Origin of the sequence: Shewanella sp. SM29, from assembly GCF_025654245.1 — a bacterium.
Classification (GTDB): Bacteria; Pseudomonadota; Gammaproteobacteria; order Enterobacterales; family Shewanellaceae; genus Shewanella; species Shewanella oncorhynchi.
On the sequence record NZ_JAKKRN010000044.1, the window covers coordinates 13,695 to 36,546 of the forward strand.

Below are 22,852 nucleotides of genomic sequence, written 5' to 3' on the forward strand. Positions count from 1 at the left end.
CTAAATTTATCTAAAAATTTTTCATGGTTGATATTTGTGATGGCAGATTTTTCAAACCAAATTGTAACGATCAAAAAAGGCCTCGACTTGCCGATTGTTGGTGAGCCGCGACAGGTCATTGAACTCGGTGCTAAGCCATCCCAAGTGGCTGTTCTGGGAGAAGAGTTCGTTGGGCTTAAGCCGACGATGTTGGTCGAAGAGGGTGATTTTGTTCAAAAGGGCCAAGCCCTATTTGAAGACAAAAAAACGCCAGGAGTCTTGTTCACTGCACCCGCTAGTGGCCAAGTCGTAGCGATTAACCGCGGCGAGCGTCGAATTCTACAATCAGTCGTCATTCGTTGCGATGACGGTGAAAACCGCGATGGGCAGATTTCTTTCGATATCCATCAAGACATCGCCGCTCTCCCTCGGCCAACCGTTCAAGACCAGTTGGTGAAGAGTGGTCTATGGACTGCCCTGCGTACTCGGCCTTTCTCGCGCGTGCCTGCGCTCGATAGCACGCCAGCAGGTATTTTCGTCACCGCTATCGATACTAATCCACTGGCCGCTGATCCCCGTTTGATTATCGCCGAGCAAACTGAGGCTTTTAAAGCTGGCTTGCTGGTGTTGAGCCGTTTAACCGAAGGCAAGGTTTACCTGTGCCAGGATAAGGGCGAAGCGATTGTTAAAGAAGCATTACCACAACTTGAGGTGCGCCGTTTTGATGGTGTTCATCCTGCGGGTTTAGTGGGCACTCATATTCACTTTACTTTGCCAGTGAGTTTAGAACGTCAGGTATGGCATATCGGTTATCAAGATGTGATTGCCTATGGCAAGTTATTCCAAACTGGTGAGTTGTATACCGACCGCATCGTCGCCTTAGGTGGCCCGAGCGTGCTGAACCCGCGTTTACTGCGCACTCAGTTGGGCGCTGAGCTAAGTGCCTTAGTGAGTGATGAAATCAAACCTGGCCATAACCGCGTGGTATCGGGATCTGTGTTATCTGGCCATACCGCGGCGGGCGTACATGACTTTTTAGGCCGATTCCACAACCAAGTATCAGTGTTGAGCGAAGATTCGCAGCACCATGTTCTCCCTTGGGTGCGCGGTGGTTCTGACAAATTCTCCATCACTCGTGCCGTAACATCACGTCTGTTTGGTGCGACTAAATTGTTCGAGTTTACGACTCATCAGGGCGGTTCAGCTCGCGCCATGATGGCTTTTGGTCAGTTAGATCGCGTGATGCCCCTGGATATTTTACCCACCTTACTCGTTCGAGACTTAGTGGTGCGTGATACCGACGAGGCGCAAGCCTTAGGTGCATTGGAGTTAGATGAAGAAGATCTGGCGCTGTGTACCTTCGTATGTCCCGGCAAATATGACTTTGGTAAAGAATTACGTGCCTGTCTAGATGTTATTGAGAGGGAAGGTTAATGACCAAACAAGTGAAAAAACCTGATTTACAGGACGCCTCTGATTTACAGCAAGAGTACTACGCAACGGGTAAGTCGATGAAGGGCTTTTTGCGCTCACTCGTCATTGCCAATGGTCGTAGCACTAAGGGCCAAGTGCATGTGCGTGACGCGATTGACGTGAAACGTACCATGACGCTAGTCGGTTTGTGTTTACTGCCCACCATTTTATTCGGTCTATATAACATTGGCCTACAGGCACAGCTTGCGCTCGCGGGCGGATTATCGACGCCAGATATTTGGAAGTTAGAAATCTTTAATACCCTGTTTGGCAGCCTTAGCCAAGACACTGGGATATTAGGTTTATTCCTCTATGGTCTTAGTTTTTATCTGCCGATTTACCTGACAGCACTGCTCACCAGTTTGTTTTGGGAAGTGGTGTTTGCGCGGGTTCGTGGTCAAGAGTTGCACGAAGGCTTCTTCGTGACGGCCCTGCTGTTTACCTTAATCTTGCCAGTATCAACACCGTTGTGGCTGGTGGCCATGGGGATTTCCTTTGGTGTGGTTGTGGCTAAAGAGCTGTTTGGCGGCATGGGATATAACTTCCTTAACCCTGCGTTGGCGGGCTTGGCTTTTATCTACTTCGCCTATCCATCTGAAGTTTCAACCATTAAACAGCTTGTTGCCGTTGATGGTTTCTCTGGTGCAACGGCGCTGGCACAAACAGCAGCGGGCAAGTTGAGTTTTGCCGATTACTCTTGGTTTAGCGCCTTTAGCGATCCTAACTGGTGGAACAACTTTTTTGGCTTTACCGTGGGCGCGATTGGCGAAACCAGCACCTTAGCGATTTTGATCGGCGGTTCATTATTGCTGATCAGCCGCTTAGCGGATTGGCGCATTGTGCTCGGTGTGTTGCTGGGCATGATAGCGACTGCAACGCTGTGTAATTACATCGGTTCTAGCAGCAATCAAATGATGGCAATGCCGTGGACTTGGCATCTTGTCACTGGCGGTTTTGCGCTGGCGATGATGTTTATGGCCACCGATCCTGTGACCACTTCGTACACTCGCCAAGGCAAGTTTGCCTACGGTGCTTTGATTGGTTTTATGACTGTGCTTATCCGTGTCGCTAACCCCAAAATGCCTGAGGGCGTGATGTTAGCCATTCTGTTCGCCAACCTTTGGGCGCCGCTGTTCGATTATCTGGTGGCCCGCGCCAACATCAAACGGAGATTAAAACGTCATGGTATTTAAGAAAGATACTGTGGTGGGGACCATGATCTTCACCATCACGCTCTGCCTCCTGTGCTCTTTTATGATCACAGGCACAGCAGGCATATTGAAAGAACGTAAAGTCGCCAAAAAACGTGACGAAGTGCAGCGCTATGTGTTGATGGCCGCCGATGTGAACTTAGGTCAGGACAATGAGTTTAGAGAGATTTTCGCTAAATCCGTTAAGCCATTATTGATCAACCTAGACACAGGTAAGGTGGACTCAGACGCTAACGTCCTCGATTTCGATGAGCGTATGGCGGCAATTAATCCTGAGACTTCAAGTGCGCCGAAAAAAGATATCGCCAAGATTAAAACCCGTGCGAACGATGCCCGCGTGTTTAAAGTGCTCGATGCCAACGGCAAGTTAGACAGCGTAGTTGTGCCTTTCTATGGCAAAGGTCTGTGGTCGATGATCTACGGTTATGTGGCGGTTGAACCCGATTTCAACACCATTAAAGGGCTCGTCGTGTACGAGCACGGTGAAACCCCTGGTATCGGCGACTTTGTGACCGACCCCCATTGGTTATCGTTGTGGAAGGGTAAGCAATTATTTGATGAAAAAGGCAAATTTGCGATACGTCTTGTAAAGGGTGGCGTTAAAGAAGGCGATCTTCACGGTGTGGATGCGGTGAGTGGCGCGACCATGACGGGCCGCGGCGTGCAGCGCGCAATGGAGTTTTGGTTTGGCGTTGAAGGTTTTCAAACCTTCTTCAACCAGCTGAAAGCGTCGGCAGCGCAGGGTGAATTGCAAGGTGAGTTGGGAGAGGCAAAATGAGCAACACTTTATCCATGCGTGACATGTTAACGGGGCCAGTGTTTGCCAATAACCCCGTCGCAATGCAAGTGCTGGGCGTATGTTCGGCACTGGCGGTCAGTAACTCAATGCAAACCGCTGTGGTGATGACACTGGCAGTGACCTTTGTGTTGGTGTTTTCTAACCTGATTATCTCTGCCATCCGTAACTTTATCCCGACCAGTGTGCGGATTATCGCGCAGATGACGGTTATCGCCTCCTTGGTGATTATCGTCGACATGGTTCTGCAGGATGTGGCCTATGAGTTATCTAAGCAACTTTCTGTATTCGTTGGGTTAATTATCACTAACTGTATCATCATGGGCCGTGCAGAAGCCTTCGCCATGAAGTATCCACCGCATTTAGCGGTCGTCGATGCGCTTGGTAATGCGACAGGTTATGGCTTGATTTTGATCAGCGTCGCCTTTGTACGCGAGCTGTTAGGGACGGGTAATTTATTCGGTCACCCTGTGTTCACCACCATCGAAAACGGCGGCTGGTACTTGCCAAACGAGATGTTCAAGTTACCACCGAGCGCCTTCTTCCTGATTGGTGTGTTGATCTGGACTATCAATGTGATCCAGCGGAAACGGGGTTAAGGAGCAGATATGGAACACTATATAAATCTATTTTTGCAGGCCACTTTTATCGACAACATGGCGCTGTCGTTCTTCTTGGGCATGTGTACTTTCTTGGCCGTGTCTAAAAAGGTGTCAACCGCCTTTGGTCTAGGTGTCGCTGTGATTGTGGTGATGACCTTAGCCGTGCCGTTAAACCAACTGATTTACGTCAAAGTGCTCGCACCTGGCGCTCTGTCTTGGGCGGGATTACCCGGTATCGATTTAAGTTACCTGCAACTGATCACTTTCATTGGTGTGATTGCGGCATTAGTGCAAATCCTTGAAATGTTTTTGGATAAGTACATTCCTAGCTTGTATGACTCCCTTGGGATCTTCTTACCTTTGCTCACAGTGAACTGCGCGATTTTTGCAGGGGTGATCTTTATGGCGAACCGTGATTACAACTTCGGTGAGTCAGTGGTGTTTGCGATGGGCTCGGGTCTTGGTTGGGCGGTGGCGATTGTACTGCTGGCGGGACTGCGCGAAAGAATGAAATTCAACGCGATTCCCGAAGGCTTACAAGGTATTGGTATCACCTTTATTACTACAGGCTTGATGGCGCTGGGCTTTATGTCTTTCTCAGGGATCTCGCTGTAAAGCTACAGTAGGCGAGCCAAGAATTGAGAAAGTGAAACCAGATTCTTTTTAGAAAAGAGCTAGAAAAGGGTAATACGATGGAAATGGCAATTGGCATAGGCATGTTCACGCTAGTGGTCTGTCTATTGGTGATAGTGATTCTAATCGCCAAAAAGAAATTAGTGGCTACGGGTGAAGTGACGATCAGCATCAACGAAGATGCCGAAAAAAGCATTCAAGTTGCCGCGGGTGACAAGTTACTCGGCGCTTTGGCGAGTCAGAGTATTTTTATTCCGTCTGCCTGTGGTGGCGGCGGAACCTGTGGTCAATGCCGAGTGAAAATCAAATCGGGCGGCGGTGACATTCTGCCGACTGAAATGGGCCATATCACCAAGAAAGAGGCTAAAGAAGGTTGTCGTCTCGCCTGCCAAGTCTCAGTGAAAACCGATATGGAACTTGAGCTCGACGAAGAAATCTTTGGGGTGAAGAAGTGGCAATGTCAGGTGATCTCTAATGATAACAAGGCGACTTTTATCAAGGAGTTATTGCTTGAGTTACCCGAAGGTGAAGATGTTCGCTTTAAAGCGGGGGGTTATATTCAAATTGAAGCGCCAGCCCATGTGGTGAAATACGCTGACTTTGATATTCCTGAAAAATACCGTGGCGATTGGGACAAATACGGTCTGTTTGACATTGTCTCTACCGTTAATGAAGAAGTGTTGCGCGCTTACTCTATGGCCAACTATCCCGATGAAAAGGGCCGCATTATGCTGAACGTGCGGATTGCGACGCCGCCATCGGCCAATGTGCCAGCGGGCAAGATGTCATCTTACATCTTCAACCTGAAAGCGGGCGATACAGTGACCATTTCTGGGCCATTCGGTGAGTTCTTTGTGAAGGAAACCGATGCGGAAATGGTGTTTATCGGCGGCGGTGCGGGCATGGCACCTATGCGTTCACACATTTTCGATCAGCTTAAGAGTAAGAAAACCACACGTAAAATGAGCTTCTGGTACGGCGCCCGTTCAACCCGTGAAGTGTTTTACCAAGCGGATTTCGATGCCCTAGCGGCCGAGAATGACAACTTCGTCTGGCATGTGGCGTTATCTGAGCCATTGCCTGAGGATAATTGGACTGGCTACACTGGCTTTATTCATAATGTGATTTATGAGAATTATCTTAAAAATCATAAGGCACCAGAAGACTGCGAGTACTACATGTGTGGTCCTCCAATCATGAACTCTTCAGTGATTAAGATGCTTGAAAGCCTAGGCGTTGAGCCAGAAAACATCCTACTCGATGACTTTGGTGATTAGGTTGTAAGTGAGTAATAAAAAATCGCGTTAGGCCCAGCTTAACGCGATTTTTGTTTATAGGGCTTTTTATCATTTCGCAGTTTTTAGCTTTCGCATTTTGATGCTATTTAGCTCCTCACCTAGCTAAAGGATTTGCCGCCGTGGCGGGTTAAATAGCTCACCATGCGCTCACTCTTAGCGGTATAGCATCCCATGCGAAACTCACCCTGCCAGTAAGCAATATCGAGCGGATGATACCCCTGCGAGTTTGGATGATTCACATCGGCCCCCGCATCCACCAATAATTTGAGCAGTTCAAAAGACTGCAACTCACAGGCATGCAAGAGTGCCGTCATCCCGCCATCGTCCACGCCTTCAAGATTAGCGCCATTGGCAATAATGCGCTTAACAGCAAGCGTATCTTTGGCTTTAACCGCATCGATGAGTTCAGTGCTCATTTGATCGCTATTTAACCTCATCCAAAGGATTTAATTTAAGTGGATTTAGCCTAGGTTTCTTTAACTTGTGGGCGAAACTCCGTAAGCTGAATAGCTTATACCTAAATGCTTATGTCTACAGGTATAACTTATCATGGATGTAATAGTTGTAGGTGTAGGAGGCTTGTTTGAAAAAGTTAGCAGTAGTATCACTTATCTGTTTCTCCCTCAGCGCATGCTCTTCACTCAATGAAGTTAAATTGGATTCTCAATCGGTATCCAGCTACATAGGTGAAAAGGTCAAAGTCACCACAATATCTGGCGAACAAATGGAATTTCAAGTCGAAAGTGCAACGGAACAGCAGATCGAGGGAGAAGGGCAACTAGTCAAAATTGAAGATATACAGACGTTGGAAGTTGAGGAGTTTAGCCCGCTAAAATCGATATCACTTTCTGCAGGCTTATATATGTTAGGGGCGGTAATTATTGCTGTTGCCGTTTTATAATGATTGACCTATTGTGAGATATTTTTGCTTTTAAAAACAATCAAACGAAGTTTGATAAACACGAAAAAATCGAACCGGCGTAACTTTTATGCTAAAGATTACACCGATTTAGCCAGAGCAGGGTGGAGGCAAAAAAAGTGCATTATGTTGCTATTTGGTTTTAAACATCCCTAATTGGTGAACAATTTTTTCAGTAACTTGAGTTAAGCTATGGCCCTGCTGCTCTAATTCGATGCAATCATTTGAGTTGGAGCTTGAGAGGTGTTTTAATACCTCGATTTCCTTACTGACATCACCAACTAACCTATTAACATAGAGTATATCTAAATTATTATTTGTTCTATCTTGCCCAATCAAAGTTAAAATTTCACTGATGTTTTTACATGCAATATCTAATTCCGATTGGCTGGTTGTTGTGTAATCCGATAATAGAACAATCGCAGATGTTTGTGATTTCATTTGATTACCAGCATCAAGAACCGCTTTAGATATTCCTGATATTATTTGATTAATTTCATCTAAACTGCTTTGGGTTGATTTGGCTAGGTTTCTAACTTCATCGGCAACAACGGCAAAGCCTCGTCCATGCTCTCCTGCTCTAGCTGCTTCAATGGCAGCATTTAAAGCTAATAGATTGGTTTGATCGGCTAGGTTGTTGATAACCGATACCACTCCCTCAATGGCTTTTGTTTGTTGAGAAAGTTGATGAAATTTTGCCTGAAGCTCATCATTACTTGCAATAAATGAGCTTAAATCTTTAACCATAGCCCCCATAGATTCATTTGATCGAACAAGCCCTATTTGCGTGTTTTCTACTTGCTCGCGTGTTTTTTCCGCTTTAGCTTGTAGTGCTAGAGAGGTTTGGTCTAAGGCTTCTATTTGTGAGGTGAGAATACTGACCCGATTATCTTGCTCTTTGATACGTGACGAAATATTTTGTGCTTTTACTTTTAGAAGATCTGATATTTCATCAGAAGCTACGGCCTGTTGCTGAATATCGATGAGTGCAATTTTTACATTCTCTCTAAATGTATTGACAACACTAAGCACTTTTTCCATTTCACTGTTATATAGGCTATTGATGGTGCATGGAATTGACAGATCTTTTCTTTCAAAGTTTTTCATGTATTCGGTAACTTTCTTTAAGGAATCAACTCCCCAGACTTTTTCATCAATATCATGAATAATCAAAAACATTGTAATAATGTACTGAATTATCTGTGAAAATAATAGTTCAGTGAAGAAAGTTGCATTCATAAAAAGTACAATAGCACCTAACCAGTGGATAAACCTCATGCGAATAAATAGTGAACGCATATTTTCCTCTATGTTTCCTAGTGTCTGTTTTAAGACTTTGATTTTGAAAGTTTGAATGCACTGTAAAACTTAGCTGGTAAATAATATAGTTTAGGCGTGATTTCAAATATTCATGGCATATTAAATCGAGTGTTTTCTAGCCCTATGTGTTAGTAAACCAATCATAAGTATTTGAGGAGTGATATCGACTGAGCAAAACTTGACTCTTACATGTCGATATCAACCATAAAGAACAATAAAATAGCCTAGATGGGATAGAAGTGAGATAAGCATTGTCAGCTTATTTCCATTGTCCAAATAAAAAAACGCCACCAATGAGCATTTTTTTATCAATGCGTTAGCTATATCTATGCTATGCATGTGAGTCGATATTAAAATTCCAGGGTAAGTGGTTTATGAACATGAACCACAACAAAAACCAGGGGATTTAGGTTTTTCTGCTGTATTCGTCTGTTCAGGTTGCTCTGTGGTTGTGATATCCGCCGCAGTGCTATCATCCGTGCTCGGCACAAATTGGGCTACATTTTTGGTTTTATCGTCAGTTTTAGTGAACTTAGTAAATAATGAACTCATCAGAACTACCTCTATTTAATCTATTAAGGACTAGTAATTATCAAACATGCTTATATTGTGCATGTTATGGTTGTTGACTGTTTTAGTCAACTATTTATCATTGCTTAATGCCTAAATCGTCTTAGGTTGCTTTTAGAAAGAGCCAACAGGCATAACTGTTATGCCCTAATTATTTACCCATATCACCAGAGCTCAAGGGGCACACAATCCCCCTCGGAGTTGCCGCTGGGCAAATAGCGTTGTTGATTTGGTAAAGAGTGTGTGAGTCTCGGCATCTAATCCACTCACTTTAAAGACTAAATTCTGACTTTTATTCCCAATCTCAAAGCAGCATCACTTAACATTCCACTGTGATAAGCTGGCCGCTTTCTAATAAGGTAGTATCTACTCATTAAGTTAAGGATAACCTATGCGTTTAAGTGTAATCAGTACTCTGTTGACTGGTTTGTTATTATTCCCAAGTGCCAATAGTATTGCCGCATTACTAGAGACTGGGGCTGAAAAAGCGCAGAGCGTGCAAGGTGATAAGTCGATTGCCGTTGAAAGCCAAACGGCGTCCTCTGTCTCAAAGGCGGCAGAGATTAAGACCTTAATCCAAGCCGCGATAGAGGATTCGCCGCAGCCATTTAGTGGCAGTGTTATCCTGCTTGAGCAGGGCAAGCCGCAGCTTGAACTGCAAAAGGGCGAAGGCATTAGTCAAGATTCGCGCTTTGTGATGGCATCGCTCTCTAAACAAATCACTGCAACCTTGATATTGCAGGCGGTCGATGCGGGTAAACTCGAGGTAAACCGTTCGCTTAATCATTACCTTTTTGGTGATGCTGAAGGGAATAATAAGGCGCTAAAAGGCACTGTGGCGGGGGCAAATCCAAGTGCGGATGCACTTAATCCCAGTCGATATGATGCGCGGATTACGCTGCACCAACTGCTAACTCATACATCGGGTGTCGATAAACTGGGTAAGGCCAATCGATTCGAGCCGGGTAGCCAATTTGAATACTCCAACTTTGGTTATTCACTGCTTGGGCAAGTGCTTGAGAAGGTCAATCACCAATCCTTTGCCGAGCAAGTGGCGCAGTTTGCAACGCGATACCAGCTTAATGGTCTGAGTGCTGAGCTTGGCAGTATTGAGGCGATTCACGCCAAAGTGCCTTCACTCGCCGTAGGTTTACAGGAAAGTGAGGTGATTGCCCCTGCTGACTTAGTGCTTGATGAAGCTTTGTTGCCTGCTGGGGGATTGATTGCTTCAGTGCCAGCTTATGCCGCCTTTCAGCATCTATTACATTCTGGCAAGTTGATGAGCGCAGAGAGTTATCAACGGATGACAACGGCGTATACCGAGATCCAATTCTTATGGCCGAATATGCGCTATGGCTATGGGGTGAGGATCAATAAGGACGATGGTCTCGTCGAATACAGTCATACGGGCTATTTATCTGGCTATATGTCGATGACACTGCATTATCCCGAATTTAATTTGGATCTGGTGATGCTGGAAAATCTATCGCTAAATCTTAATGATCGCGCTCGAGTATTTGAACTGCATAATCAGATACGTCAAATCATTCGTAGCCAGTTACTGCTTATTAAAACATCACTTGCACAGTGATTTGAGTAAACTGACTACTGACATAAGTGCCCTTATGCTGATATTAAGCACGGTGCTTTAGTACTTAAAAGATTACTAAGATATAGTTTCTGCGGGAGATAGTGGCTACTATCTCCCGCGTTAAGGGAATAAATATAGTCTTTTACTACTTAATGTCGCCATATTTAATTGAATCACGACTATCTGTTTCATATATCATTTCATATTCATAGTTCAATGAGTCTAACAAGCTAATTATATAATCTTCGGATTTAATTCTTTCGTATCCAGGAAAATCTTGGTGGAAAATAATACTCAATAACCAGCTGCATTCTGGTTTTGATGGTGCGAAAGTATTTGCATCAAGATCTACATTGGGAAATAGTTTAATGAATGTGCCTGTCTCTTTATTTAGATTCCAATGGTAATGTTTTATCCTGAATGGTAAAAAACTCTCAAGCATAGTAGGGTTCTTAGCTGTAGATGTTTTTCTATCTATTAATGCTAGAAATTCTTTTAATTTATTATGAATTGTTTTTTCATCTTTACTTGTTGATTTTATACCAAATAGTACTTGATGTTTCATATGGTTGAATCTCCTCATTGAATAGATTTTATCGGCACTGGTGTCTTTTAAAGAGCCATTTTCTTTAGTTAAGGGTGTAAGTTTGTTAGCTAACAGAGAATTTAAACTCTATTTTAATGATTAACGCCCCTAAAAATGAGACGTTAATCTGTGACTTACAGTTACCAAAAGCGCTTTCTAAGTGCGGTCTCGATATCAATCTCAACCCTAAAGTACTGCAAAATCGTCCAAACTGAATCGACTAAGGCTTCGGTAAGCGCTGGATAATCATCCTCGATAATTCCGTTAATTTCTTCGACGGTTTCATCGATATATTCCTGAACACCTTCCTCAAATTCGGCCTTTGTCGCTTGATTGCGGAAAAAGCTAAAGTTGTCGAGCTTTTCAATCAATTGATCAATAAGGACTCTCACCGAATTGAGTTGCTCAACTGTGATCGTCGGATCGGTGGCGATCAGTTTAAAAAAGCTCTGCACTTTGGTTTTGAGATCGAATAGCGTTGGGATTTGATCTCGATTTGCCGCCGCATTACTTACCTCTAATTTGGTTTGCTTGACGGGGGCAGGTGTCACATTCACCTCAGATGCTTGCGGATTGGCCGTCATAGGATCGGCATTGCTCGAAGCTGTTGCTGGTATTGCGCGATTGTGGGCTATGGTTGTGGGGGCTGGCGGTATCTCGCGCCCCAGTGTTTGTAGCAGGCGGCGCTGGAAATAGCTTTGCGGCAGGGCTTTGCTGAGTGCTTGCTCAAGCTGAGTTTCACTGTAGGAGGCTATTTGCAGCAGCGCTTCGAAAATCTCTTTATATTCTTGCTCAATAGCCGCTATTAGCGGGCTATTGCCGAAGCTATTGGTCACGGTTAAGTCGGCGCCATATTGCTGCAAAAGTCTTAAGATCCGCACCGCCGTTGATTCAAAGCGGGGGAACTCGATTGAACTGTCGCCTATCACAGCGCAAAGGGCTGACGTGGTGTCTTCGGCATTGATGGCATTGGGGTTGGCGCCATGTTCGAGTAGCGCCTCTACGCAGGACTGTGCGCCGTAGTAACTGGCGCACATTAATGGCGTAAATTGCTCATCTACTGAGAATTCTTCTAACTTTGCTCCATGGCGCAGTAAGAGTTCTACGGTTTTTCGCCGCATAGGACCGGTAATTTCATCCCACCAGTAGGTCGAAATCGCCTTGTGTAGAATGGGTGAGTTATCGTGACCGCAATGGGTAAAAATATCCCCGCCTTGGTGAATGAGCCATTCAAGTAGTTGGGTTCGACAGGAGATAGCCGCTGCAGACACATAGTTAGTGTTGTAGATATTGGTGAGGCTTAAATCCAGCCCCTTGGTGAGCAGAAATTCCATCACTTGGATAAGCGTTGCTTGATCTTCTTTCCCTGAACCACGCTGGCAGAGAGTGAGTAAGGTTGGTTCATCCACCGCCCCAAATTTTTTATTGATATCCATACCATATTGCAGGAACAGATCGAAAAACTCGGGCAGAAAGGTTTTCTTTTCGACCATTGGATAAACCAATAGTCGTAAATTCGACCAGACTAACATCTCATAGGGTTTACCCGTATTCACAAATTCGGCATTTGGATTAGCGCCATATTTGAGCAACAGTTCAAGGGCTTGGTAGATGTAGCTTCGTTTATTCGGATCGGTAAATTGGGCATTATTAATATATTGGTTGAGTAAGGGGGAATGGTCGGCATCAGGCGGTGTCATCCTATAGATACGATTGATATCGACGGTGGCCTTAATCAGTTTTTCGATAATCCTAAGGTCAAATTCTGAGGTCAATGCCGCATAGACCAAACTTTTAGCGTGGGAGTCGGCTTTGAGCTGCGGATAATGGTCTAACAGGTATTCAGTGTAGTCTTGCGCTTTAGCGTAAACGCATAGTTCGAGTAAATTAGCATCATCCCAGAAGCTGCTATCGTTGGCCATAATATAGCGTGACTTTTTAAATGCAGGGAAGCGTTTAACTAAGGGAGAAAATGTTTCTACTCCCCAAAATTCGCTCGAAGAAATAATGTTTTCAATTAGGCTTAATTTGCCAATGTCTAATGGAATATCTTTATTAATGATATGCAGGAACAGATCTTTATTGCGTTCATCATATAATATTTCTAGTGGGTGATTTAATTCACCATTAGTCCAAAAGCTCACTGGTTTATTGATATCTAAGTTAGCTGCAAGTAGAAGATCAATCATGTCTCTACGTTGATGGTCTTGGTAGATATATTGCGGATTAGGATGAAATAGATAGTTGAGCCAGCAATTATTATATTGATTTTGAAAGTAAAGATTGGCACTGGAGTCTAGGTATAGGGTAACGAGTTCTGAGTTGTTATATTCAATAGCCGAATGCAAGGCACTGAAACCATTACATTCGATTTTAGCACCTTTGCTGAGCAAGTATTTTATAAGCACTAAATCGGACTGAGGACTGCAAGATAGTGGAACTAATATATTGCAGGGTGAAACATTGAGATCAATAAAGTTGAGATCTCCACTATCGGCAAGAAATTGATCAACTTTCTTTATTTTAACCGAGGTCGAAAGCGTGTTATCTAGGCATATTTCCCGAAGTGTGAGTTTCTTATCACTAAAAATCCAACTGAGCATAATGTTCCCTATTTAATGCCGTTAACAAAATGGTATCAAACACCTTTCAATTTATTAAAAATTGAGTTAGGTAAAATTGCCATATTTTAATGCATTTAAGTTAAGAAAAACTATGCCCTAAGACTGATAATTAAAATGATCCTGTCTGAATAACATTTTTTGATACAAATTGATAATGCCAAACAAGTTGCATGATGACATGTTTGGCATTGTTACTTTGATTGGAATTCTGCTTCATATCCTATTGATTAAGATCTAGCAGCATCGGCATTTCGCAGGCGTCGTGGCCTGTGTTCCCTAGGGGAGCTGACAGATGTACAAAGCCTAATTTCTCATAGAGTTTTACGGCTTCATTTAGTACAGCGGTGGTTTCTAAATAGCAGCTTTGATAACCCGTTTCGCGGGCGAAATCGAGTGCCATTAACGCTACGCGTTTTGCGAGTCCTTTGCCGCGGATTTCTGGCATAAAGTACATTTTTTGTAGTTCGCAGACGCCATCATTGTTAGCTAAAGGCGCAATACCGGCGCCGCCTAAAATGCGGCCCTCTAATTCAATAATCCAATAGTTGGCGCCCGCTTGGGAGTAAATCTGGCTTAGGCAATCTAAGGTCGGGTCCGCCACACTATAGCCTTTATCTGCGGTTAAGCCGTATTCGGCCGAAACATCGCGGATGACTTTGGCAATTGCGGCATCATCTTGGGCTGTGGCTTGGCGAATGTGACAACCACTTTGCTGCTTGGCGTTATGTACGGCTTGGTTATATAACACGAGGGCCTCTTCGATTTGTGAAGTTTGCAATGGAGTCAGTTGGGCTAAGATCCCTTGGAATAATTGATTCTGCTGAGTATCCAATTTAACGAGTAATTTCTTACCCGCAGGTGTCAGTTGCACAACTAAGCAGCGACTGTCCCGTGGGTGCACCTGACTCTGGGCAAGATGTTTATCGATCAAATGCTTGATAGCGCGGCTCGCATTGGACTTATCTATGCTGAGTTTGCAGGCAAGCTCTTTGATGGTCAGGGGCTGCTTGCCTATCTCAAACAGAGCATGGGCTTGCACGGGCGAAAGGGGTAAATCCCCAAAGGCGGCGTTGAGCATGCCTAAATTTCTCACCAGATAGCGAGATAAATGCCTGAGTTGGGCGTATGAGCCTGACTCAGTCGTTTGCTTAGTTTGAGTCACAGGCTTCGCAGGATCTTGAGCCAATGGTGCGTCTGTTTGAGCCATAGTCGAATAGGTTTGGTTGCATGTCACAACTAAGTTAGCGGGCTTTAATTCCTCTTGCAACATATTACTAACAATCTACTGTGTAAATATCAGGATTCAATAATGGCGCCATGGCGAGAATAATCGCTTGGGTGTAATTACTTTCACGGGTCGCATGGCCGTGGGTGAGTAAACCTATGGCACCGCCTTTTTGCTTAATATTGATTGTATTGAACAATCTATCCATGACATCCCCGAGTTCTTCCCCCGCTTCTAATGCACGATAAACTTGCATTGGTAAAGGTAAAATTGCACTGCGGCCAATGGCAAGCTGGTCTTTATGGCCAATAGCGATATAAGCGAATGTGGCAGGACCAAAGTCGAAACAATCGACACCGCCTTCCATCGCAAAATAGTAGTCGGCTTTAGTCTCTTGCGGGTCCTGCTGTTGACAATAGCGCACCCGATTGATCGCCCCTTGTCGAGTGTCGAGATCTGTCATTGGCTGCGCCGCAACACCAGAAGGGGCATCCATGCCGCTGGCTTCTATGATGCTCTCAGGGAACAGCTGTGCCATGGCGTTAGTTGCCGCGTTGATTTTTACCGGGTTTTTAGAACCCACTTTTATCTTAATAATGTTTTGTTGCATATAAGTTATTTATTTTGGATTTTAATGTGGACGCTCGTTTGAATCATTGCTTAAATGGTCTGAGGTGTCTAAGCGTTTGGGTTTTCTATTCTGCCACAGTCGTCGGCGAAGCTCAGTAAAAAAGCCAACAGTAGGGGAGGCAATAGCCAGCCTTAGGGACTAGGAAGCGACATGCAACTATTGCTCCTTCAGTAATTTGGGCTGGAATAGGCAGTAAGGCTATGTCATTGAAGGAACCAAAACCAAGAGATAATAATAATGAAATTCAACAAACTCGTGATTGCTATGGGAATGGCCTGCGGTGTAATACTGACCGGCTGTAACGATAGCGAAGATAGCACTACGCCTACCGAACCTGAAACTCAACTGCAAGCTTTTGCCCCCAATGGTTTACTCAAAGCCAGTATTCGTCGTACGACCTACGGCGTGCCGCATATCCAAGCCGACAACTTAGAAAGTTTAGGTTTTGGTAGTGGTTATGCGCAGGCACAGGACAACTTATGTGTATTAGCCGATGGTTTTATCAAGGCGAACTCACAGCGTTCTATGTACTTTGGTCCCCATGCGTCGATTGACTTCACTACGGGTCAACCTACGGCGGAAGATAACGGTAACCTTATCTCAGATTTTGCCTATAAAGCGTTAAAGATCAGAGCGCAAGCCGAAGAAAAATGGCCGAAATTTAGTGAAAACTCTCGAGCACTTATCCAAGGTTTTGCCTCTGGTTATAACCAATATCTTGCTGATGTCGAAGCGGGCACACAAACGGCAGAACCTTTCTGTGGTGGTCAGCCTTGGGTGAAACCCATAGTGCCAGAAGATGTGGTGACTTATTTGTTTTCTATCGCCTTATTACCGGGCGCAGCTAACTTTCTCGATCTGATTTTTTACGCTAACCCAGGAGATGCACAGGAATACATGCCGCGTATCGTTGGGCCAGCGCCTAGCCAAGACCAAACTGCGTTTGTGGCCGATATGCAGTCTAAGTTGATTGCCCGCGCGGCTCGTATCACGACACCAGAGACCAATCCCCGTGATTTAGGTTCAAATGGTTGGGGTTTAGGCAAGGATAAAACTGAAAATGGTAAGGGCATGGTGCTAGGTAATCCGCATTTCCCGCATACGGGTAACCTGCGCTTTTGGCAATCCCATATTACGATCCCAGGGCATTTAGATATGATGGGCGGCTCGTTAGTGGGTATGCCTGGACCGATTAATATTGGTTTCAATAAAGATCTTGCTTGGACTCATACCTTCTCTACCGCTGAGCATTTTGTGATGTATAACCTTGAGTTAGTCTCAGGTGATCGGATGCAGTATTTGTTTGATGGTAAACCTATGCCGATCACCAAAGAGACAGTATCGGTTCTAGTGAATGCAGGTCCTGCGGGCATGCTGGTCGCCGAGAAAGATATTTATACTACGGCCAAAGGCCCTATGGTCGAAGCTCCTCCCGCTTTAGCGCCTTTTGGTTGGGATGATGGCAGTGCCTTTATGATCCAAGATGCCAATATGGGCACTATGGACCCTGTTGACCATTGGTTAGCCATGAACATGGCGACGAACAAAGAAGAGTTCCAACAGGCATTTAAGGACTACGATGGTGTAATCTTCAATAACACTATGTACGCCGATAAAGAGGGCAATGCTTTTTATATCGACGACTCAACTGTGCCAGGATTATCCGAATCGGCAGTTGTGTTGTTAAAAACCTCACCGGATATTAAAGCGGCTAAGGCTAAGGCCGGATTTACGATTTTACCCGGCAACACTTCACTGTTTAGCTTCGATGGTCCAACGCCCTATGAACGTGCGCCCAAGCTTGAGCGCAGCGACTTTGTGCAAAACTCCAATGACTCCTTTTGGTCGACCAACTTGAATGAACCGCTGACTTACTTCTCGCCTATGTACGGCGCAGAGGCCGGACAGCTATCACTACGTACACGGATGGGCTTGAGTTTAATGCAGGACGCCGCGGGGGCTGATGGCAAGTTCAGCTTGGAAGAACTCGAAGCGGCTGTGCTGTCGAATCGCAGTTATCTCGCCGAGTTAGTGCTGCCTGAGTTGATTGCCCAGTGTGATGCCCAAGGCAGTACACCTGTGGTGGTGTCGGCGAGTTTATCTAAGGATGTCTCTTCGGCTTGTGCGGCATTAAAGGCGTGGAACGGTAAGCAAGATAACGACAGTAAAGGTGGTGCTTTACTACGTGAATTTGCCCATCTATTCAGCCAAACAACCATGTTGATCCAAGGATTCGATCCCGCTAATGCGGCAACGACACCTAAAACCTTGACTACGGATGGTAGTGCCTTAAAGGCCTTGGCGCACAGTGCGCTTAACCTTGAGGCCGCAGGCTTTGCCTTAGATGCGCCATTAGGGGATGTTCAATTTGTGGAGAAATCTCTGCCAGATGGAACGCCAAGTGGGTCGCGTTTACCTTGGCCGGGTAGCCATAATGCTGAAGGTGGATTCAACGTGTTTTCAACCAGTTTGTCGGGTGATGACACTTTGATCCCGCAGCACAAATACGCTGCTGTGATGGATGTAGTCACAGGCAAGGCGATGAGTTCTGGCTTAACGGCGAAAGGATACCAAGTGCGTTATGGTTCAAGTTGGATGATGGCGGTGAACTTTACCGATGAGGGGCCTGTGGCGCGGGGGATTTTAACTTACTCTGAGTCGAGTAATATCTTAACGCCTGCGTTTGCTGATCAAAGTATCTTGTACTCGAGTGCTAAAAGCTTCCGTCCTTTGTTGTTCAAAGAGGCTGACATAGCCCCTGCTGTAGTGTCGACGACTGAGCTGACACTACAAAAACCATAAGTCAGATTTTGCGCTTTAATCGTTAGCGGCTCACTTCGGAGTTGAATCCGGATGAGCCGTTTTTTATGCGTGTTTGCGACTGATAGCGATTTGTAAAAATTTAACATTAACGACTGTGATCTCGATCTACCTTAGGTGCGAGTGTGTAGTGGTGCGTCTCGTTTTGTTGATTTTTGTGACATATGCCCGGTTAGCTGTTTTTCTCGGCGCTTATGCAATGTCACTGGATTTAGCTTGAGGTGAATATCTTGTATTTTTAAGTGGCTTTTTATGTATATGTTTTGATGCTGCATTGAAAACTTATTACATTAAATCAGCGATCTAGATCTCAATATCAGTTTATTATGAAATTCCCTTACATAAAGCCGTGTCAGATCAACTTTTATGGGCTTTTTTTGGTTATCCTTAGCGCGAATTTATTATGCTAGTCACACCGTAAGGTAACTTTTATATGCAAAAAGATGCGACCAGTGTTCTTGGAACACCTCAAAGCACACAGAATCTAGATTCAACGAAACACTTACCTTGGACTCGCCAAGACACGACTTGGATGTTGAGTTTGTTCGGCACTGCCGTTGGCGCTGGAATTTTATTTTTACCTATCAATGCGGGCATGGGCGGCTTTTGGCCTCTTGTGTTAATGGCAGTGATCATCGGTCCTATGACCTATCTTGCCCACCGTGGTTTATCTCGTTTTGTTTGTTCATCAAGCATTCCTGGTAGCGACATTACTCAAGTAGTTGAAGAGCATTTTGGTGTTGGCGCGGGTAAAGCCATTACCGTACTGTATTTCTTTGCTATCTACCCGATTGTATTAATTTACGGTGTGGGTATTACCAACACTGTCGATAGTTTTATCGTCAATCAGTTAGGCATGGCATCGCCACCACGCTTCATTCTATCGGGTGTATTGATCCTCGGTATGATGGCTGTAATGGTCGCAGGTGAGAAATTCATGCTCAAAGTGACACAATTGCTGGTGTATCCGCTGGTGGGTATTTTGGCTTTTATGTCTATCTACCTGATCCCTGAATGGAAAATGGATGCTTTACTCGTTGTACCAGAAGCGGGTGCATTTTTAGGCACAGTTTGGTTAACGATTCCAGTTTTAGTGTTTGCCTTTAACCATTCTCCAGCGATTTCACAGTTTTCTGTGTCATTGAAACGTGACCATGGCGCGAATGCTTCTCGCAAAGCTGATGTTATTTTACGTAATACTTCCATGATGTTAGTGGGCTTTGTGATGTTGTTTGTGTTCTCTTGTGTGTTGTCATTATCGCCAGCACAATTGGCCGAAGCGAAAGCTCAGAATCTACCGATTTTGTCTTATCTTGCCAACGTGCATTCAAGTGGTTTTGTGAGCTACTTTGGTCCATTAATCGCCTTTATCGCGATTGTGTCTTCTTTCTTTGGCCATTACATGGGCGCGACAGAAGGCATGAAGGGGATTATTGTTAAGCAGTTAGACACGAATAAAAAAGGCATTTCAGAGCAAAAAATCAACAAATTTATTCTGGTGTTTATGTTTGTGACGATTTGGGCCGTGGCAATCAAAAACCCAAGTATTTTGAATATGATTGAAGCTTTAGGTGGCCCAATTATCGCGGCTATCCTGTACTTGATGCCTATGTACGCTGTATACAAAGTGCCAGCATTAAAAGCGCACCGTGGTCGCATCAGCAATATCTTCGTGGTTATAGCGGGTTTATTGGCAATGACGGCTATTCTGTTTGGTTTCTTTCGTTAAGTTTTAATCTAGTAGGAACGCGGTTTGAATGTGAATCGTGAGTCGTAAAAAGAAAAGGATCGTGCCATTGGCCCGATCCTTTTTTATTACGTATAACATTTGAATCGCTTATTTTTCTTCGTACATTAAGTAGTAACTCTGCTTCATCCCTAACGCTTGATAGGTCTGCTGTGCGGCGAGATTTTCTTGCTCGACATATAAACGGAAGCTTGCGGCACCACCATTGGCTTCGGCCAGTTGTTTGACTTCGCTGTAGAGTTTGGCATAGATGCCTTGGCGACGATTTTTCGGGCGAATATACACACTCTGGATCCAGTAATAATCCTTCGCACGCCAATCGCTCCATTCAAATGTCACCATGAGCGAGCCGACTAGCTCACCTGCGATTTCAGCGACCAGGTAAAACCCTTTTTGCGGGCTCTCAAGTAGCGTGCCCACACCTCGAGTCAGTGTCGCTTCATCTAAGGCTAGGCCTTCGGTTTCTTGGGCCATGGCCTGATTAAACTGCACTAAGGCGATGAGGTCTTGAGCCTTAGCTTTACGAATCAACATACTACAACTCCTAGGCGGTTATTTGACAATACCGCTCTTGTTTAGTAAACAACATTTTGTGATTCACTTTAGCATGGAACGACGAGGGATAACGAGTTTGGCAGTGGCAGGTTAGGCACTGATATTATTTATTGCTGTGGATATTTGTACGACTAAAGTCTTATCTGCTAGGCTTGTCTCTAGTGTCCTTTCGCTGAACTAAGTGAGTTAATGATGGGATTTATTAAGTCTACTCGCCGCTATAAACTTAAGATTTTACCCGTCTATGATATTGCTGCTGATGAACAGATAAATCATCGTCTGCATTTTATTTTAACGCTGTTGAGCTTTGGTTTATGGGGTTTAGTTTGGTGGTGGTTAGTCTTAAAAGCTAACGGTAAGTCCGACTTTATTTTCAGTGGTTTTGATGACGATTATTGGAGTTATTTGATTGAGCGTGAGCAACCGCCTGCGTCGCTTTATCGTCAGCAAATAGCACCAAAAAAAGTCACAGAATATTTTGATGCTTAAGCAGGAAAACTAACATTTCAGCGGCCAATTTAACAAAGTTGGTTTGGTTAATATTACTGATTTTAAGGCGGTTTAGCTCAACGTGACCCAGATCATCCCTCGATTAAAACCCCTCTGCTAGACTCGGCGATTGCCCCATTTAGACTGAGAAACTAGCGTGCTAGTTTTGGTCTTTGCCCCATCATAGTTTTGAATTCAAGGTTATCAATATGACAAAACAAAAGTCGTCAGCATTAGGCCGTGTTTGGTCTCGCTGGATGTCAGTGCCGCTGTGGCTGCAAATTGTTATCGGTATGGTGCTAGGTATTTTAGTGGGCATCATCTTCGGCGAGCAAGCGACTCACTTAAAGCCGATAGGCACCTTGTTTGTTAATTCCATTAAGATGCTGATTGTGCCATTGGTGTTTTGCTCACTGATTGTGGGCGTCACTTCGATGCAGGATACGAACAAGATGGGGCGTATTGGTTTTAAATCTTTTGCGTTTTATCTCTTTACCACGGCTATCGCGATCACTATCGGTTTGATTGTCGGTTATGTTCTTCAACCCGGTGCAGGTTTAGGTTTGTCATTGGCAGATGGCACGGCTCAAACTGCCAAAGAAATACCTTCTTTAGTCGATACTTTGATCGACATAGTACCGACGAATCCTATTGCGGCTTTAGCAAGCGGGCAAATTTTGCAAGTTATAGTATTTGCGATTGTTTTAGGTATCGCCTTAGTGCTGATTGGCGAGCATGGAAAACCTGCAATTAAAGTGTTCGAAAGTTTAGCTGAGGCTATGTATAAAATGGCCGACATGGTGATGAAGCTCGCACCCTACGGTGTATTTGGGCTAATGGCTTGGGTAGCGGGGGAGTATGGGATTGATATGCTCTGGCCACTGATCAAAGTCATTATTGCTGTGTACCTTGGCTGTATTATTCATGTGATTGGATTCTATAGTTTTTTACTGCGCGGATTTGCGAAGTTAAGCCCGCTGCAGTTTTTTAAAGGGATTAGCAATGCCATGTTAGTGGCGTTTACCACGTCGAGCTCTGCGGGCACGCTTCCTGTGAGTATGAAGTGTGCGAGTGAAAATTTGGGAGTTCATAAGAAGATCTCTAGCTTCGTGTTACCGCTAGGCACCACAATCAATATGGATGGCACAGCGTTATACCAAGGTGTCACAGTGCTGTTTGTGGCACAGGCGTTTGGTATCGACCTGACTGTCGTCGATTATCTCACCATTATTTTAACGGCGACGTTGGCCTCTATTGGTACTGCGGGAGTGCCCGGTGCGGGTTTAGTGATGTTGACTTTAGTACTTACAACCGTAGGGCTTCCCTTAGAAGGGGTGGCATTGATTGCGGGAATTGACCGTATTTTAGATATGGTGCGTACTGTGGTAAACGTCTCCGGTGACTTAGTGGCGACGACTGTTATTGCAAAGTCTGAAGATGAGCTGGATATGGCGCATTATAATGCCGACATAGATCAAAGCGCCGTAATCGCCGAACAGAATATTGCCCTCGAAATTGCAGCGGCTAAGAGTGTCAAAGAGCGCACCTTGGCTAAGGTTTAGTGAATGTGAAAATTCGTACGTAATATTATAAAAAAGCCCTCATAATTGATAATGCCGATCAGTTAAGACAGATCGCTTGACGATCTCGCTGAAAAGATCAAAATCCGATGACCTCATGTCATCGGATTTTTTTATGCAACTCTCAGAAGCACTCGCCCGTACTCATATTACCCGCCTAACCGAATTCACCTGCTTAGCAGATGTGTTAGAACCTGAGTTAA

The 22,852-nt window shown here is 44.6% G+C and carries 20 protein-coding genes; 12 read left to right on the plus strand and 8 right to left on the minus strand.

The genetic code is table 11. The features are described 5' to 3' along the window. Positions 1-39 precede the first annotated feature (39 nt). The 6 genes from L5L77_RS20780 (at position 40) to nqrF (ending at position 5,971) form a co-directional block, all read left to right on the plus strand. A complete protein-coding gene (locus L5L77_RS20780) occupies positions 40-1,413 on the plus strand; it encodes a Na(+)-translocating NADH-quinone reductase subunit A (protein WP_105250119.1) in 1,374 nt (457 codons plus the stop codon). Next, the gene (locus L5L77_RS20785) at positions 1,413-2,645 is read left to right on the plus strand and encodes an NADH:ubiquinone reductase (Na(+)-transporting) subunit B (RefSeq protein WP_219250362.1); all 1,233 of its coding nucleotides are present in this window, start codon (positions 1,413-1,415) and stop codon (positions 2,643-2,645) included. Before L5L77_RS20780 ends, L5L77_RS20785 begins: the two co-directional genes overlap by 1 nt. Then, complete coding sequence (locus L5L77_RS20790; protein ID WP_113939794.1) at positions 2,635-3,441, plus strand: Na(+)-translocating NADH-quinone reductase subunit C; 807 nt, start codon at positions 2,635-2,637, stop codon at positions 3,439-3,441. The genes L5L77_RS20785 and L5L77_RS20790 overlap by 11 nt, the downstream gene beginning before the upstream one ends. Continuing rightward, the gene (locus L5L77_RS20795; RefSeq protein ID WP_028761892.1) at positions 3,438-4,058 is read left to right on the plus strand and encodes an NADH:ubiquinone reductase (Na(+)-transporting) subunit D; all 621 of its coding nucleotides are present in this window, start codon (positions 3,438-3,440) and stop codon (positions 4,056-4,058) included. Before L5L77_RS20790 ends, L5L77_RS20795 begins: the two co-directional genes overlap by 4 nt. A gap of 9 nt (positions 4,059-4,067) precedes the next feature. After that, entirely contained in the window at positions 4,068-4,676 is a 609-nt protein-coding gene (gene nqrE, locus L5L77_RS20800) for an NADH:ubiquinone reductase (Na(+)-transporting) subunit E (protein WP_105250116.1), read from the plus strand. A gap of 77 nt (positions 4,677-4,753) precedes the next feature. Beyond that, positions 4,754-5,971: an NADH:ubiquinone reductase (Na(+)-transporting) subunit F gene (nqrF, locus tag L5L77_RS20805; protein WP_105250115.1), complete on the plus strand. Its 1,218-nt coding sequence runs from the start codon at positions 4,754-4,756 to the stop codon at positions 5,969-5,971. 119 nt (positions 5,972-6,090) lie between these two features. Here nqrF and L5L77_RS20810 read toward each other — a convergent pair whose 3' ends face one another. Next, on the minus strand, positions 6,091-6,408 hold the full coding sequence (locus tag L5L77_RS20810) for an ankyrin repeat domain-containing protein (protein WP_263223381.1): 318 nt from the start codon (positions 6,406-6,408) through the stop codon (positions 6,091-6,093). Positions 6,409-6,575: 167 nt separating this feature from the next. Here L5L77_RS20810 and L5L77_RS20815 point away from each other — a divergent pair, with 167 nt between their 5' ends. Then, positions 6,576-6,893: a hypothetical protein gene (locus tag L5L77_RS20815; RefSeq protein WP_263223382.1), complete on the plus strand. Its 318-nt coding sequence runs from the start codon at positions 6,576-6,578 to the stop codon at positions 6,891-6,893. 150 nt (positions 6,894-7,043) lie between these two features. On the opposite strand, the gene L5L77_RS22730 is transcribed toward L5L77_RS20815, so the two are convergent. Together L5L77_RS22730 and L5L77_RS20825 are read right to left on the minus strand one after the other, a co-directional pair. Further along, positions 7,044-8,210 (minus strand): methyl-accepting chemotaxis protein, encoded by a 1,167-nt coding sequence (locus tag L5L77_RS22730; RefSeq protein ID WP_317233122.1) that lies wholly within the window; start codon positions 8,208-8,210, stop codon positions 7,044-7,046. Between the two features lie 393 nt (positions 8,211-8,603). Continuing rightward, positions 8,604-8,783, minus strand: coding sequence for a CCGSCS motif protein (locus tag L5L77_RS20825; protein WP_248066318.1), 180 nt, complete (start codon positions 8,781-8,783; stop codon positions 8,604-8,606). Between the two features lie 409 nt (positions 8,784-9,192). Between L5L77_RS20825 and L5L77_RS20830 the strand changes: the two genes are divergently transcribed. After that, on the plus strand, positions 9,193-10,392 hold the full coding sequence (locus tag L5L77_RS20830) for a serine hydrolase domain-containing protein (RefSeq protein WP_263223383.1): 1,200 nt from the start codon (positions 9,193-9,195) through the stop codon (positions 10,390-10,392). A gap of 145 nt (positions 10,393-10,537) precedes the next feature. On the opposite strand, the gene L5L77_RS20835 is transcribed toward L5L77_RS20830, so the two are convergent. From L5L77_RS20835 to yjjX, 4 genes are all read right to left on the minus strand, one after another. Further along, entirely contained in the window at positions 10,538-10,957 is a 420-nt protein-coding gene (locus tag L5L77_RS20835; protein WP_263145267.1) for a hypothetical protein, read from the minus strand. A gap of 161 nt (positions 10,958-11,118) precedes the next feature. Then, entirely contained in the window at positions 11,119-13,581 is a 2,463-nt protein-coding gene (locus L5L77_RS20840; RefSeq protein ID WP_263223384.1) for an ankyrin repeat domain-containing protein, read from the minus strand. Between the two features lie 241 nt (positions 13,582-13,822). Beyond that, on the minus strand, positions 13,823-14,872 hold the full coding sequence (locus L5L77_RS20845; RefSeq protein WP_263223385.1) for a bifunctional helix-turn-helix transcriptional regulator/GNAT family N-acetyltransferase: 1,050 nt from the start codon (positions 14,870-14,872) through the stop codon (positions 13,823-13,825). 4 nt (positions 14,873-14,876) lie between these two features. Then, positions 14,877-15,437 (minus strand): inosine/xanthosine triphosphatase, encoded by a 561-nt coding sequence (gene yjjX, locus L5L77_RS20850; protein WP_028761642.1) that lies wholly within the window; start codon positions 15,435-15,437, stop codon positions 14,877-14,879. Positions 15,438-15,695: 258 nt separating this feature from the next. On the opposite strand from yjjX, the gene L5L77_RS20855 reads away from it, so the two are divergent. Continuing rightward, the gene (locus L5L77_RS20855) at positions 15,696-18,260 is read left to right on the plus strand and encodes an acylase (protein WP_263223386.1); all 2,565 of its coding nucleotides are present in this window, start codon (positions 15,696-15,698) and stop codon (positions 18,258-18,260) included. 451 nt (positions 18,261-18,711) lie between these two features. Then, on the plus strand, positions 18,712-20,007 hold the full coding sequence (locus tag L5L77_RS20860; protein WP_028761640.1) for an aromatic amino acid transport family protein: 1,296 nt from the start codon (positions 18,712-18,714) through the stop codon (positions 20,005-20,007). Between the two features lie 108 nt (positions 20,008-20,115). On the opposite strand, the gene L5L77_RS20865 is transcribed toward L5L77_RS20860, so the two are convergent. Further along, positions 20,116-20,559, minus strand: a complete 444-nt coding sequence (locus tag L5L77_RS20865) for a GNAT family N-acetyltransferase (RefSeq protein WP_105250107.1) — start codon at positions 20,557-20,559, stop codon at positions 20,116-20,118. A gap of 213 nt (positions 20,560-20,772) precedes the next feature. On the opposite strand from L5L77_RS20865, the gene L5L77_RS20870 reads away from it, so the two are divergent. Beyond that, the gene (locus L5L77_RS20870) at positions 20,773-21,069 is read left to right on the plus strand and encodes a hypothetical protein (RefSeq protein ID WP_113939800.1); all 297 of its coding nucleotides are present in this window, start codon (positions 20,773-20,775) and stop codon (positions 21,067-21,069) included. Positions 21,070-21,278: 209 nt separating this feature from the next. Beyond that, entirely contained in the window at positions 21,279-22,631 is a 1,353-nt protein-coding gene (locus tag L5L77_RS20875) for a dicarboxylate/amino acid:cation symporter (protein WP_263186655.1), read from the plus strand. The last annotated feature ends 221 nt before the right edge of the window (positions 22,632-22,852 follow it).